The sequence below is a fragment of the Paraburkholderia sp. RL18-101-BIB-B genome (genome assembly GCF_046026985.1).
Classification (GTDB): Bacteria; Pseudomonadota; Gammaproteobacteria; order Burkholderiales; family Burkholderiaceae; genus Paraburkholderia.
In genome coordinates, this window is sequence record NZ_JARESV010000020.1 from 85,386 (window position 1) to 99,132 (window position 13,747).

At 59.6% G+C, this 13,747-nt stretch carries 18 protein-coding genes; 11 read left to right on the forward strand and 7 right to left on the reverse strand.

What is annotated here, in order from left to right; all coding sequences use genetic code 11:
• Positions 1–31 precede the first annotated feature (31 nt).
• A complete protein-coding gene (locus P0D73_RS25840) occupies positions 32–631 on the forward strand; it encodes an acetate uptake transporter (RefSeq protein ID WP_323048661.1) in 600 nt (199 codons plus the stop codon).
• Positions 632–703: 72 nt separating this feature from the next.
• Positions 704–1,741 carry a zinc-dependent alcohol dehydrogenase family protein gene (locus tag P0D73_RS25845; RefSeq protein ID WP_408311487.1) on the forward strand — a complete coding sequence of 346 codons (1,038 nt, stop codon included), beginning with the start codon at positions 704–706 and terminating at the stop codon, positions 1,739–1,741.
• A 24-nt stretch (positions 1,742–1,765) separates the two neighbouring features.
• On the opposite strand, the gene P0D73_RS25850 is transcribed toward P0D73_RS25845, so the two are convergent.
• Positions 1,766–2,290, reverse strand: coding sequence for a universal stress protein (locus P0D73_RS25850; protein WP_408176822.1), 525 nt, complete (start codon positions 2,288–2,290; stop codon positions 1,766–1,768).
• A gap of 359 nt (positions 2,291–2,649) precedes the next feature.
• Between P0D73_RS25850 and P0D73_RS25855 the strand changes: the two genes are divergently transcribed.
• Together P0D73_RS25855 and P0D73_RS25860 are read left to right on the forward strand one after the other, a co-directional pair.
• A complete protein-coding gene (locus tag P0D73_RS25855; RefSeq protein WP_408176824.1) occupies positions 2,650–3,693 on the forward strand; it encodes a DnaJ C-terminal domain-containing protein in 1,044 nt (347 codons plus the stop codon).
• The gene (locus tag P0D73_RS25860) at positions 3,690–4,001 is read left to right on the forward strand and encodes a chaperone modulator CbpM (protein ID WP_323047375.1); all 312 of its coding nucleotides are present in this window, start codon (positions 3,690–3,692) and stop codon (positions 3,999–4,001) included. Before P0D73_RS25855 ends, P0D73_RS25860 begins: the two co-directional genes overlap by 4 nt.
• Positions 4,002–4,011: 10 nt before the next feature.
• Here P0D73_RS25860 and P0D73_RS25865 read toward each other — a convergent pair whose 3' ends face one another.
• The 3 genes from P0D73_RS25865 to P0D73_RS25875 all read right to left on the reverse strand — a co-directional run bounded on the left by P0D73_RS25865 (position 4,012) and on the right by P0D73_RS25875 (position 6,036).
• Positions 4,012–5,301 carry an NRAMP family divalent metal transporter gene (locus tag P0D73_RS25865; RefSeq protein ID WP_408176825.1) on the reverse strand — a complete coding sequence of 430 codons (1,290 nt, stop codon included), beginning with the start codon at positions 5,299–5,301 and terminating at the stop codon, positions 4,012–4,014.
• Between the two features lie 197 nt (positions 5,302–5,498).
• Positions 5,499–5,714: a hypothetical protein gene (locus P0D73_RS25870; RefSeq protein WP_132374555.1), complete on the reverse strand. Its 216-nt coding sequence runs from the start codon at positions 5,712–5,714 to the stop codon at positions 5,499–5,501.
• 88 nt (positions 5,715–5,802) lie between these two features.
• Positions 5,803–6,036, reverse strand: coding sequence for a hypothetical protein (locus P0D73_RS25875; protein WP_408176826.1), 234 nt, complete (start codon positions 6,034–6,036; stop codon positions 5,803–5,805).
• Positions 6,037–6,656: 620 nt separating this feature from the next.
• On the opposite strand from P0D73_RS25875, the gene P0D73_RS25880 reads away from it, so the two are divergent.
• From P0D73_RS25880 to P0D73_RS25890, 3 genes are all read left to right on the forward strand, one after another.
• Positions 6,657–7,376, forward strand: coding sequence for a Crp/Fnr family transcriptional regulator (locus P0D73_RS25880; protein WP_408176918.1), 720 nt, complete (start codon positions 6,657–6,659; stop codon positions 7,374–7,376).
• A 56-nt stretch (positions 7,377–7,432) separates the two neighbouring features.
• Complete coding sequence (locus tag P0D73_RS25885) at positions 7,433–7,852, forward strand: DUF1810 domain-containing protein (protein WP_408176828.1); 420 nt, start codon at positions 7,433–7,435, stop codon at positions 7,850–7,852.
• A gap of 198 nt (positions 7,853–8,050) precedes the next feature.
• The gene (locus P0D73_RS25890; RefSeq protein WP_408433307.1) at positions 8,051–9,445 is read left to right on the forward strand and encodes a short-chain fatty acid transporter; all 1,395 of its coding nucleotides are present in this window, start codon (positions 8,051–8,053) and stop codon (positions 9,443–9,445) included.
• Here P0D73_RS25890 and P0D73_RS25895 read toward each other — a convergent pair.
• Positions 9,390–9,764 (reverse strand): hypothetical protein, encoded by a 375-nt coding sequence (locus P0D73_RS25895; protein WP_408433309.1) that lies wholly within the window; start codon positions 9,762–9,764, stop codon positions 9,390–9,392. The two genes, P0D73_RS25890 and P0D73_RS25895, sit on opposite strands and share 56 nt — an antisense overlap.
• A gap of 44 nt (positions 9,765–9,808) precedes the next feature.
• Between P0D73_RS25895 and P0D73_RS25900 the strand changes: the two genes are divergently transcribed.
• The 4 genes from P0D73_RS25900 to P0D73_RS25915 all read left to right on the forward strand — a co-directional run bounded on the left by P0D73_RS25900 (position 9,809) and on the right by P0D73_RS25915 (position 12,197).
• Positions 9,809–10,003: a hypothetical protein gene (locus P0D73_RS25900; RefSeq protein WP_408433311.1), complete on the forward strand. Its 195-nt coding sequence runs from the start codon at positions 9,809–9,811 to the stop codon at positions 10,001–10,003.
• Positions 10,004–10,109: 106 nt separating this feature from the next.
• Positions 10,110–10,646 (forward strand): hemerythrin domain-containing protein, encoded by a 537-nt coding sequence (locus P0D73_RS25905; RefSeq protein ID WP_408433313.1) that lies wholly within the window; start codon positions 10,110–10,112, stop codon positions 10,644–10,646.
• A 363-nt stretch (positions 10,647–11,009) separates the two neighbouring features.
• Entirely contained in the window at positions 11,010–11,414 is a 405-nt protein-coding gene (locus tag P0D73_RS25910) for a GFA family protein (protein WP_408433373.1), read from the forward strand.
• A gap of 270 nt (positions 11,415–11,684) precedes the next feature.
• Positions 11,685–12,197 carry a low affinity iron permease family protein gene (locus tag P0D73_RS25915; protein WP_408433374.1) on the forward strand — a complete coding sequence of 171 codons (513 nt, stop codon included), beginning with the start codon at positions 11,685–11,687 and terminating at the stop codon, positions 12,195–12,197.
• A gap of 245 nt (positions 12,198–12,442) precedes the next feature.
• Here P0D73_RS25915 and P0D73_RS25920 read toward each other — a convergent pair whose 3' ends face one another.
• Complete coding sequence (locus P0D73_RS25920; protein WP_408311508.1) at positions 12,443–12,727, reverse strand: hypothetical protein; 285 nt, start codon at positions 12,725–12,727, stop codon at positions 12,443–12,445.
• A 485-nt stretch (positions 12,728–13,212) separates the two neighbouring features.
• Positions 13,213–13,446 carry a hypothetical protein gene (locus tag P0D73_RS25925; RefSeq protein WP_408176834.1) on the reverse strand — a complete coding sequence of 78 codons (234 nt, stop codon included), beginning with the start codon at positions 13,444–13,446 and terminating at the stop codon, positions 13,213–13,215.
• Positions 13,447–13,747 lie beyond the last annotated feature (301 nt).

Here is a 13,747-nt window from a genome sequence, read left to right on the forward strand (position 1 = left end):
CCGGATTGAATTTTATCTTCAGGAGCAGGCCATGGCCAGCGCACCGAACCAAACACCACTCGCGAACCCCGCGCCACTGGGTCTCGCCGGCTTTGCATTGACGACGTGGCTGCTGAGCATGATCAACGCCGGCTGGTTCTCGGGCGAGTCGATGGGTCTCGTGCTCGCCTGCGCGCTTGCCTACGGCGGGACGGCGCAGGCGATTGCCGGCGTGATGGAGTTGCCGCGCGGCAACACCTTCGGCGCGACGGCCTTTCTAAGCTACGGGGCTTTCTGGTGGTCATTCGCGCTCTTCGTGCTGTTTCTGCACGATAAAGTGCCGGCCGCTTTCGTTGGCTGGTATCTGTTTCTGTGGGGCGTGTTTACGTTTTATATGTGGCTGGCCACGTTTCGTTCGCCCCGCGCGCTGCAGGCTATCTTTCTGGCGCTGTGGATCACGTTCGGCTTGCTGGCGGGTGGCGAGTGGACGGGTTCGGCTCTCTTGCGAATGGCCGGTGGTTACATGGGACTTGTCACGGCGGCGCTCGCGTTCTATCTGTCCGCAGCCGATGTGATCAACGAGGTGCACGGCCGGATAGTCATGCCGATTGGCGAGCCACGAGTCTTCAGCCGGCACGCCGTCGCGCTCTGACCGCTCGAACCGATGCTGAATCCGCAAGAGGCGAGAGTCAGCACCTCGCGCATGCAACCGGAGTTACCGAAAATGAAGGCACTGGTCTATCTCGGCCCAGGCAAGAAAGCGGTTGAAGACCGTCCCAAACCGGTCATCGACGCGGCCACCGACGCCATCGTCAGGATCAGCAAGACGACGATCTGCGGAACAGACCTGCACATTCTCAAGGGTGACGTCGCGACCTGCCAGCCGGGCCGGGTGCTCGGGCATGAAGGTACGGGCGTCATCGACGAGGTGGGGCCGGGCGTGACCACGTTCAAGCCGGGTGAGCGCGTTCTCATCTCATGCATTAGTGCTTGCGGCAAATGCGAGTATTGCCGCAAACAGATGTACTCCCATTGCGTGAGCGGCGGCTGGATTCTCGGCAACAAGATCGACGGCACGCAGGCCGAATTCGTCCGGATCCCGCATGCGGATACCAGTCTTTACCGCATTCCCGACAACGCCGACGAAGAAGCGCTCGTGATGCTGAGCGATATCCTGCCGACGGGATTCGAATGCGGCGTGCTCAATGGCAAGGTTGAACCGGGCAGTACGGTAGCCATCGTCGGTAGCGGGCCGATCGGACTCGCGGCGTTGCTCACGGCGCGCTTCTATTCGCCTGCCGAGATCATCATGGTCGATCTGGACGACAACCGGCTGGAGACCGCGAAGCGTTTCGGTGCAACCGTAGTGATCAACAGCGCGGACGGCAACGCAGTGAATGCGATCATGAAGCTCACGTCCGGGCGTGGCGTCGATACTGCCATCGAAGCGGTGGGCATACCCGCCACCTTCGAATTGTGCGAGGAGATCATCGCGCCGGGCGGCACGATTGCGAACGTCGGGGTGCATGGCGTGAAGGTGGACCTTCACATGGAGCACCTATGGGACCGGAATATCACCATCACCACGCGGCTGGTCGATACCGTGAGCACGCCGATGCTGCTGGAGACGTTGCGCTCCCGCAGGCTCGATCCCAAACTTCTGATCACCCATCGCTTCACATTCGAGCAGATCCTCGATGCGTATGAAACCTTTGCGCACGCGGCCGAAACCCGCGCGCTCAAGGTGATCATCGCCGCCTAGCGCGCCGCGATGCATCGGCCGCCATTAGCGCGGCAGTTCATACATTGCCGCAGCGACGTCGGTGTGTGCGGGACCGGCGGTCTGCGCGACCGTGGTTTGCGTTTGCCGGCTCGGGACCAGCAACACGGGCAGGCTTGCACTGCGCACGACGCGTTCGGCCACGCTGCCCAGGAACAGTCGCTTGAAACCTCGTCGCCCATGCGTGCCGAGCACCAGCAGGTCCGCATTGAATTCGTTGGCGGAAATGCGGATCCGTTCCGAAATGTCCTCGCCGATCGGCGCGACGTCGACGATCCGCGGTGTGCCGGCTACGTTCTCGTGCTTCATTCGCGCCAGTGCGTCGGCCAGCAGTTGCTCGCCCTCTTTAACAAAGGCATCGCGCAGGATTGTCGGGTCATAGCCGGAGGCGTCGTATGCCATCAATGGGTTGTCGACCACATAGAGTGGCTGCAACTGCGCGTCATTGGCGCGTGCGAGTTGCAGCGCGCTGTCGAACGCGTGTTCAGACGTCTCGCTACCGTCGATCGCTACCAGAATGCGTTTATACATGTCGGCCTCGAAGAATTCGTTCGTGTCCGTCGTATGTCGCGGTAGGGATAATCATTGTGGTGGGCTCCTTGACGAACGGTGTATTTCGCTGGGCTCGACTCGGATATCGACGGCGTGCCAGTCGACCGTAAACAGCACAGTGAATAGCCCACCTTGCGCTCAATAGCGGTGTAATGCAATGAACAGATCACCTGAATTGTCGCGATGCGGTACGGCAGCGTACCGACTTCGGTCGGTCCTGCGCGCACCGTGAAATGGAAGGGTTCGCATTGCCTCGACGGTGCCATTTCATCGGCTCCTTCGTCCCGCTGTGGTACCGCTGAAGTCAGCGCGCGCGGATTTTCTCAAAGGTCTTCGGTATGAAATACAAAGACTACTACGAAGTGCTGGGATTGCCGCGCAGTGCGACGCAGGACGACATCAAGCGTACGTATCGCAAGCTCGCCCGCAAGTATCATCCGGACTTGAGCAAACTCGACGATGCGGAGCCGCGCTTCAAGGAGGTAGGCGAGGCGTATGGCGTGCTCAAAGATACGGAGAAGCGCGCGGCCTACGACCGGCTGGGGGACCAGTGGCGCAACGGTCAGGACTTCGAGCCGCCGCCGCGGTGGGACGAAGGGTTCGAATTCAGCGGCGCGGACAACAGCGGTGCGGAGGATGCACGCTTCAGTGAATTTTTCGACGCGCTTTTTCGTGGCCAGGATGCCGGTGGTGATCGTAGGTCGACCAGGCAGGCGCGACATACTGCCGGCGCCGGTCACGCACGCGCGACGGACCAGGAGTTGGAAGATGCTTATGCCGGTGTCGGTTTCTCGGTTCCGGGTCAGGATCACCACGCCAAAGTGGTGATCGATCTGGAGGATACCTATCGTGGAGCGCAGCGCACGATTTCGCTGGAGACGCCGGTGCTCGAAGCAAGCGGACATGTCGTGCTGAAATCGCGCACGCTCGATGTCTCCATTCCGAAGGGCGTGCACGGTGGGCAGCATCTGCGGCTGGCCGGCCAAGGGGGCGCCGGTTTCGGAGAGGGGCGTGCCGGAGACCTGTACCTGGAAATCACGTTGCGCCAGCATGCACATTTCCGTGTCGACGGCCGCGATGTGACGATCATCGTGCCGGTTGCGCCCTGGGAAGCGGCACTGGGCGCACGCGTTACCGTGCCGACGCCTGACGGAGCCGTCGAAATAACCGTGCCCAAAGATTCTGGCGGCGGCCAACGCTTGCGCCTGAAAGGCAAGGGAATCCCCGCGAGCGGTCCGGCCGGTACATCGGGTGATCTCTATGCGCAATTGAACATCGTCCTGCCGTCGGCTGACAGTGAGCCGGCACGCGCGGCTTACGAGGCACTACGACAGGCCTGCGAATTCGACCCGCGCGCGCATTTCTCAGGTGATCCATCATGAACGAATCGCGCACGGCCTGGCTCGAATGCCTGATCGTCGAGGAAGAGATCGAGTTCACGCTACACGAATTGTGCCGGGTGTCCGGCGCTTCTGAGAATGAGATATTCGATTGGATCGAGCAAGGCGCGATCGAGCCGAAACGCGTCAGCGAGGACGACGGCCCGCACTTCGACGGCGCCTCGTTGCGACGTGCCCGCAAGGCCCGTCATCTTGCGCGGGATCTCGAGATCAACGCTGCGGGTATCGCGCTCGCACTCGATCTGCTGGATGAAATCGAAGCCTTGCGAGCGCAGTATACGAGGCGATAGAACGGCTCCCTCATGTGAACCAGGCGAGCCCCATCGCCACGACCGTAGCCGCCATCACGCCTGTCGCCACCCAGCCGAGGATGCGTAGAGCTGGCGGAAGCGTGAAGCCGGACATGATGCGGGTACGCATCGAGAGATGCATCATGACGATCATCACGGGCACCGCGACAACACCGTTGAGGACGGCGCTCCAATAGAGCGCTTTGACCGGATCGATCGACGTGAAGTTCAGACCGGCGCCGACTGCCGTCGCGGCGGCAATCACGCCGTAGAACGCCTTCGCCTGCGAGGGCAGCCGCGCGAGGCCCACCCGCCACGCGAACAATTCTCCCACCGCATAGGCACCCGAGCCGGCCAGCACAGGCAGCGTCAACAAACCGGTGCCGATGATGCCGGCGGCGAACACAAAGAACGTGAATGGACCTGCTATGCCACGCAGCGCCTCAGCCGCCTGCGCCGAAGTCTGAATATCGAAGAGTCCGTGCGCGTGCAAGGTCGTCGCCGTCGTCACGACGATGAAGAACGCGATCACATTCGAAAGCGCCATGCCGAGGTACGTGTCGACGCGGATCCGCGCGAACTCGGCAGGCGCTTCCCACGGTGCGTGGGTCAACGGATGCGCGCCGGGTCGCTCCTTTTCGTCTTCGACTTCCTGCTCTGCCTGCCAGAAAAACAGATAGGGGCTGATCGTCGTACCCATGACAGCGACGATGGCGACGAGATAATCCGGTTTGATGGATAGCGACGGCAATAGTACGGCCCAGCCGACCTGATCCCACGGCACTTTAACGACAAAGGCGCAGATCACGTAGCTGAACAACGACAGGCACAGCCATTTCAGAACCGACACATAGCGTGCATAGCGCGTGAATACTTCCAGCACGACCGACAGCAGCCCGAAACCGCAAACGTAGAGCAGGACAGGACCGGAGATCAGCAGCTTGAGCGCAGCGCCCATCGCGCCCAGGTCCGCACCCAGGTTGATGGTGTTCGCGACGAGCAGCAATCCGACCAGGCTGGTCGACAACCAGCGCGGATAGTGCTCGCGCAGATTGCCGGCGATGCCGCTTCCGGTGATGCACCCGATGCGCGCGCTGATCTCCTGGATCGCGGCCATCAACGGATAGCTGAACAGGAGTGTCCAGGCGAGGCCATAGCCGAATTGCGCACCGACCTGGGAATACGTTGCGATACCGCTCGGATCGTCGTCCGATGCGCCGGTGATGAGGCCCGGGCCCATCACCTGTAGCAGCTTTGGACGAGTCGGCTGTTTGACCGGATCGTGGGTGAGCGTGTCCATGAGCGGGGCGCTCCTCGTGGCGGGCGAGTCGGTATGGGACTCTCAGGCAGTATCGGGTGCGGTGGACCCGGCGTTACGGTGGTCGTCGAAGACCGCGATTCCGACGTCATAGGGAGCCATGCGAGTCGTCCTTGAAAAGGTGAGAGGTATGCAAGCTGCCGCGCCGTGTGCAACGAGCTTTGGAAGTGCGGCCCGTGCTATTTCAGATTATTGAGTTCGGCACGCGCGAGCGTCTCGACCGATTCCCATGCGACATCTTCACGTTCGAAGAAAGTGTCGAGTTTGATCAGTTCCTTGCCCTTTGCCGCGCCTTTCCGAACGATACACACACTCGCCACCCAGCCATCGGCGACATGATCCTTGACCGTCATGTAGGCGTCGTGTGTCCTGCTTGAAATGATTCTGTCTGCCATGGTGCCGCCTGTCTGATTGAACGACAGCCACGCTGGTCGCCGTCGCTGCCGGGTTAAGCTTGAGGTTCGTCGATAACTGTCGGCACTGCTACATCCCGAACTTGTGTTCCGCAATGTATCTGTCGCCATATGCGAGTGCAGCCGCATAGCCTTCCTCGCTGGTTGCAAAGACGCCGACGTCATAGTGCTTGTCGGCGGAAGGAAGGCAACCTTCCACAGCATGCCGAAGATGAAAATTGAAGGTGCCGTCCTGCAGTTCCATGCATTCGGGGGTGAATGTATGAATACGGGCCTGATACAACTTCTGGATGTTTTGCCTCATGACCTGCTCCTGCCTTATATGCCTTTGAATACAACGGACTAGCGACTCCTCGGTCATCGCTGGGCGACGATAGTAGACACGCTACGCGCACGCGCGGGAGAAAGCGGTACGACAACGTACAGACGCCCGTCCATGTTCAAACGCACAATCCGCGCCGGTCTCGCGAGATTCTTTGGATGTCGGCGGGCACTGATCCGCCAAGGCTTGCGGCAATCATCAGACGTGGGCTAAACCTTCATTTCGCTGAATTCCGGCTCAATACGCGTCCGGCAGCGCCTTTTTTGGCAACGTACAAGTGGAACCAACGATTGCCGTTCAGCCGAGCGTTAGGTCGAGAAGGCCGAGCATGGCAATCGTTTCGAAGGTCGTGCAATCCGCATGCACGGCGTCTCGCACCGCGAATTCATGCCAGGACACGGATCGGCGCGTAACTTCGACGCGACTTATAATCTTTTTTGCGTATTAGCCAGATCTCGAGTAACGCGAAGATTACCGCATCGTGACGCGCTGCGGCACAAGCCGCAAAGGTGTTGGAGCATTCCTCCTTCTATCCATATTCACCCGTCAGGAAATCGTCGGCGAAAGCGGCGCGGTTCCGGGCGAGCTGCGGAGAGTGTGAAATGTCTCAAGATCACCGTCAAAACGAAAATCATCTGATGGCCGTGTTGCCTGACCTGGAGTGGGAGCGTCTGGCGCCGCATCTGTCGCTCGTGGAGATGCCGCTTGGCAACGTCGTCTATGAATCCGGCGATCGCCTCAGTTACGTTTATTTCCCAACCACCTGCATTGTGTCGCTGCTGTATGTGATGGAGGACGGGGCGTCCGCCGAAATCGCGATCGTCGGCAACGAAGGGCTCATCGGCATCGCGCTTTTCATGGGTGGCGAGACCACGCCGAGCCGCGCGGTCGTACAAAGCGCAGGGCAGGCATATCGCCTGGACGCTCAAATCCTGAAAGAGGAGTTTCATCGTGCAGGGCCTGTCCAGCGCCTTTTGCTGCGCTATACCCAGGCGTTGATCACGCAGATGGCGCAGACCGCCGTATGTAATCGTCACCATTCGATCGACCAGCAGTTGTGCAGGTGGCTGCTGCTCAGCATCGACCGCCTCTCGTCGAACGAACTGAAGATGACGCAGGAGCTGATCGCCAATATGCTGGGCGTGCGCCGCTCCGGCGTAACCGAGGCCGCACTGAAACTGCAGGATGCAGGTTTGATTCGGTACAGCCATGGACACATCGAGGTATTGGATCGGCCGGGGCTAGAAAAGCGTGTGTGCGAATGTTACGGCGTAGTGAAGCGCGAATTCGACCGGTTGCTGCCCGCCTTGAAAGCGCTATAAAAAACGGCGTGAGCGCGTGCTGGCGCGAATTCAATTCAGTGTGAACGGAGAGCGAATTGGACGATCCTTTCAACCTTCAGCGCTTTGTCGACGCTCAGGATCCGCTGTACGCGCAGGTCTGTGACGAACTGCGCAACGGGCGTAAGCGCAGCCATTGGATGTGGTTCGTGTTTCCGCAGATCCAGGGGCTTGGAACGAGTGCGATGGCGCAGCGGTTCGCGATTTCGTCGTTGGCCGAGGCCGATGCTTATCTGCGCCACCCGATTCTGGGCGAACGGCTGAGGCAATCGACGCAACTGGTCAACGTTGTCGATGGCCGTTCAATCGAGGAAATTTTCGGGTATCCGGATTACCTGAAGTTTCACTCGTCGATGACGCTATTCGAGCGCGCGGCGATCGACAAAGAGCTTTTTGCGCAAGCGCTCAGCAAGTATTTCCATGGCCAAGGCGATCCTCTAACGTTTGAGCGCCTCTAACGCGCACTTGCCGGGGCAGCGCAATTGCGGCGCCCCGCATTGATTCAACTTACCCTCCATCGACCACCTTTCAGGCGAACAGTAAGCCTTGTCCAGGACGCTTCGCGAGCGTACAAAGTAGCGAACGCATCTGCGAGCGGCCCGTCATCGATTGCCGGTGCTGTAAGCGATGTAATGTCAATAACGCTTTGGACAATCATGAACGAGAAAGACATTCACTCAGCCAGCACAACTCGCAGCGCGCGCCGCCGGAACGTCGTCGCGGGTCTCGTCTACGTGTTCGAACAGGTCATGCCGGACCCATTCGTCCTTGCAATTGGCTTGACCCTCGTGGTGGTCCTGCTGGCCATGGCCTTCGCACCGCATGCGTCGCTCGCCGTCATCCTGAGCGCGTGGTACGGCGGCACGTTCAACATTCTCGGCTTCGCGCTGCAGATGATCCTGATTCTCGCGACCGGCTATGCAATCGCCGACGCACCGCTCGTCCAGCGCGGACTGCGGGCGATGGCTGCGGGCGTGCGCACGCCGACGCGCGCCGCGCTGTTGGTCTTTCCGATCGTCGCGGTGGCCGCGTGGCTCAACTGGGGGCTCGGCCTGGTTGTCGGCGCGCTCCTGTCGCGCGAAATCGCGAGGCGCGTAAAGGTAGATTTCGCATGGCTCGTCGCGGGTAGCTACTCCGCGTGGTCGGTCTGCAATAGCGGCTTGTCCAGTTCGATCGCGTTGTCACAGGCATCGCACGGCAATGCATTGAACCTGGTCGAAAAAGCCACCGGACAAGTGATTCCGTTGAGTGAGACCGTGTTTGCGCCTTTCGTCTTCATCCCGACCGTCCTCGTCGTTGTCGTCATGACGGCGATCTTCATCTGGATGCACCCGAAGCAGGAGAATGTGGTCGCTTTCAATGAAACGCAGCCGGCGCCTGAAGCACAGACAGAGGCCGATCCGCATGCGAGGGACGCGAAGACATCATCGTTCGCTGCCCGCGCCGAGCGGTCCATGCTCGGTACGCTGCTCCTGCTGGCGCTGGGCGTGGGCTATCTCGCGCTGACGTGGTCCAGCAAAGGCTTCGAGTTGGACATCAACACGACGATCCTGATCTTCCTGCTGGCAGGGCTGGCGCTGCAGCGCACACCGATCGCCTATGCCGATGCAATTCGCCGCGCCGCGCGGCAGACCGGCTCGATGTTGCTCCAATATCCGATGTACGGCGGCATCATGGGCATCATGACGGGGACCGGATTGGCGTCGACGATCGCCAAGACGTTTGTGGCCATCGCCACGCCGGTGACGCTTCCCGTCCTGAGCTACTTCAGCTCGCTGATCATCACGCTGCTCATTCCCAGCGCCGGCGGACACTGGGCCGTTCAGGGGCCTTTCGTTCTGCCGGCCGCATTGAGCCTGCATGCTTCGGTTCCACGCACGGCGATGGGCGTCGCCATGGCCGAGAACGTCTCGAACATGCTGCAACCTTTCTGGGCGGTGCCCGTTGTTGCGATCGCTGGCATTCGTATCCAGCGCGTTATGGGCTACACGGCGATCACTTTTGTAGTATCGCTCGTGATCTATGCAGCGGCGCTTTGGCTGATTCCGTGATTCGATTGCACATGCGCCGGGCAGAAGAAGCTGCTGGCGCGCCGCTGCGTCTTTTGATGAAGTGGTTCACGCGCGTCGCTCGGAAGCGGGTGGGCATGGTCTGATGAATCGCACGCTCCATCGAGCTCGACACGCCGCACGCGATCAGAGTCAGCGACGCGTTCGTCTTTTCTTTTTGGGTTTCGGCGGCGCGAGCGCAGCGGTCCAGAAAGCGGTGGTCCCGCGCTTCGCCGCCGCCGTCGCGTGACCGCGCGCTGAACCCGCCACTGCATTTGCGCCGCTCAACCACATGCTTAGGAAGGGATTCTTTTTCATCCACGGATTTTTCATGTCAGGCTCGGTCGAATAGGGGTTGTCCAGTTCATGCCGAACGAAGATCGCAACGGGCATACCTATCGGACCGCGATCGGCGCGCCGGTGCAAATCGAGCGCGGAATCGATCCTGCCGAACGTAAATCGGCAGATCGCGCGCGCGAGACGGCAACTACCGGCAAAAATCGCTTCCCCGACCGACGGCGAATTGAACACACCAGTTGTACATTCGCGCAGTCGGGCTGACGCGAACACGTCCGGCCGATCACTTCGGCAGAACTCACCGTGACTGGGCATGACGCTTGCGCGATTAAGCGTTCAACCGTTAAACCCGATCACCGAGGAGAGCAGCATGGAAGCGACAAAGCAGGACAACAAGGCGACTGTATCCGGCGCGCACGATGCCTTAGCCTTTCTCGAGGCGGAACATCGCGCGGTCGAAAAATTATTCACGGCGTTCGAGAAAGCCGCGGACGATGATCTTGAAGCGAAGTCGGCGCTCGCGCAGCGCGCCTGCGAAGAGCTATCCATTCATGCGATGCTCGAAGAGGAACTGCTTTATCCGGCGGCGCAGGAAGCTCTGCCTGACAGCGACAAGGTCGACGTCGAAGAAGCGTACGTCGAGCACTTCCTCGTCAAGACGCTGATCGCGAAGTTTGAAACGATGAAAGCGGGCGATAAAGGCTTCGACGCGACCTTCAAGGTGATGAGCGAGATGGTGGGGCATCACGTCGAGGAAGAGGAGGAGGAACTCTTTCCGGAACTGCGCAAGTCGAATTGTAATCTGCGCACGCTGGGCGAGAAGATGGCGAAACGCAAGGCCGAACTGCAGAGCAAGCTCGATGCGGTGGGGAGCAGATCGGTGGGCGATAAGACGGCGGCGCTTTAAGGGTAGCAAAGCGATAGTGGATCGCGAACGCCTAGCAAATACGCGAAAACATATAACGCTAGAGCAGCCTGCTGCGAGTAAGGCACGCTGTATGCTGCCGTCGTTTTACCCGGCAGCCGCTTCGTTGAGCGGTTGCCTCTTCAATGCTCTTGATAGGACACGATCAGCACCGCAGAAGAAAGGAACGTCGAAGGGCACTGTGTCGCACAGTAGCACGGCCGAGACGAAACAGGGTAAGCCGCACAAACAGGCTGCAGCGATTGCGTCGAGCCGGGGGCGCAAGTCGGGCGCGAAGATTTCGAAGAAGAGCGACAAGTAAAGGCTGGTGCGCGGTCCTCGGAGTCCGCGAAGGAGGGCGTGGTGATGGCGACGAGTGAATCAGTCGAAGAAACCGGCGGATGTGCTTGCGGTGCGGTGCGATTCCGCGTCACCGCACGACCCCGGCGAGTGTCGATATGTCACTGCATGACGTGTCGGCGAATACATGGCAACGTGTTCGGCGGTTATGCCATGTTCGAGCGTGGCGGTGTGGAGATTTCCGGCGCTACGCAGGCGTGGCAGAGTTCGCCTGAGGCGCGAAGACATTTTTGCCCGACACGTGGTTCGATCGCGTTCATGGAATACCTCGGCAGCGACGAACTGGATCTCCCGCTGGGAGGCTTCGACCGCGTCGGCCTGTATGAGCCGAGCTACGAGCTTTGGTGCTGCCATAAAGAGCCGTGGCTGCCCGGCGGAGTGCGCGCCGAATATAACGAGAACGGACCATGACGCTTGTTCGATGAAAGCAGGGGAAGTGTGATGACGTGGATGCTACGGTCGCCTACCAGTGCCGAACGCGGTTTGCTTGCTGGATCTGGAAGTCGCTCTCGCCAGGCAAGAAGTACAAAGCCGGTATCAGTTGCCATAGCGCAATCCACGCGGACGCCGCTGTGAGCGATCAATCGACGTCAGCGGCGGCTCTATCCTTGCAGAACGATTTCAACCGGCCGCGGCATGAAGTTTGCAGAAAAGGAGACGCGCAACCTTCTGGAGCCGGTCATGACCACCCAACCTGTCGCCCCTTCGCCAACTGACGAACTCGACACCGTTCCAGACACATCGAGTCCTGCCTACGCCGGCCGTGACCCGCTAACGCGTCTATTCGACCGGTTTGCAAGCCTCGTCACGCGATGGGCCGGCTCACCCGCTGCGTTCTGTCTCGCGGTGCTGACAGTCGTTGCCTGGGTGGTTACGGGGCCTATCTTTCACTACTCGGACGGATGGCAACTTGTCATCAACACCGGGACCACCATCGTTACGTTTCTGATGGTCTTTCTGATCCAGCAGAGCCAGAACAAAGACAGCGTCGCGTTGCATCTCAAGCTGAATGAACTGCTTTCCTCACATCGAGCCGCAAACAACAATCTGATCGGCATCGAGGACGCGTCTGAGGAAGAACTCCGAAGACTGGCGGCAGCTTACCTACGTTTGTCCACTCAGTGTGATGCTCAAGGTGCGCCCGGAAAGGGCGGCGTGGTCAAGGGACCCGTGGGGCATCCCGTCGAAAGTTGACTTCAGCGCTGGCGAACAAGTGTCGCGCGAAGCGTTGCATCAACGTTTCATGGCCCGCTTTTATATGAGCGGGCGTTCAGGGTGGAAGACGAGTCGCTCGCCCGGCTTAGGCGATTGCGTGGGGCTGTGCCGGGCTCGCGCGCCGTTCCGCTGGCAGCGTTGACGGGCGTGGCAAGGGCCATTCGATCATGGCGGCGTGAAAGCCGGCCAGTACCTGTTGATCAACAACTGCCTACATCGCTCCTTTACAGGCGGCTAATTCCACTGTCTATCTGGTCAAACATGAATCGCAGGCGAGTCACCCGCCTGGCACTGCCGGGAAGCAATGTCTGCGCTGTTTCGAGCGCTGTAATACGCTGACGCCAATAGACAAGTCCAAGAACATTGTTGGTGACGAGTTGCGGGAGTATGTGTTCGAGGTGAGCGAGATCTTTTTCAAGCTGATGATGCGACATATTGATCCTTTTGCCGAGATTGAAGCTCCGGAAACCTGACGCTCCAGTCGATATGGCGGCCAGTCCCTCCGCCATTTATCGGCAGAGCCTTGTATACGGTTCACTTGGCTACGCCGACCGACTAGTCCTCGAAGGCAACCAGGAGCCTCGGAAAGGAGGGTGCGGAGATCACCGGCGAAGCGGCCGAAGCGCACAGGCAACGAATTACCGCTTGGTGTTCGAAGATCACTCACCGTTTTCGGCGTTGGCCATTGCCGCGCATAGCCATGCCGAGCGCGTCACGGACTGTGCTCAAGCCTCTATACGCATGCGCTGTCGGCCATCAACATCTGGATGTGGACATGCGACAGCGAAATTTTCGTTTCGCCCATATCGACACTATCCAAATAGAAATCATCACATGGACGCTTTAACGGCCATATGTGCGGTTCGCGGTGCATCACTGCAGCATTGCAATTGTCGTTTCCACTCTATCTGGCATGCGGGAGCATGTCCGTACGGTGCCGTACCGCGAAGGCCTTGTTTCTCGCGTGGGAATGGATAACGACGCTGCGCGGCATTCATACGTGGCGAATCAAGATCGAGTTCCGCCGCAGGCCCGTGAATATCCAGTTCCTACGGGCATTTCCCGTGTGCCTGATCCATCGTTTGGTCGTTACGGATTGAGCCGACTCCGTGTCGCGTTCCTTTTCTTCCACAACCACTGGCATGCCATCATCCGTCGCATTTTCCGCGGCTTCTCTTCGCCTTCTGTTTTCTTCCAATTCCTCTGTATTGACCTGATCATCATTCATGATTCTCTCCTACCAAAAGAAAACGGCTTCACCAACGGGATGTCGGCATCCGTCCCGTAGCGTCGGCGACGGGGCACATTCGTAGTTCGGGGCACGGTCTTCTTTGCGCGTCAGCGCGTACGATCTTTTTCGTACACGAAGTGCCGCCGGAATCGACATCCGGAATAGTTGCGTTGCAGCGACCGCAGCAACGAGTGAAAGCGGCAAGACACGATTCGGACAGGACGATACAGAAACGCGTTCGCTGAGCCAGTGGCAAGTGCCGCCGTTGACTCTTCAGGCCTTGCAGTCAGTGTGCAAT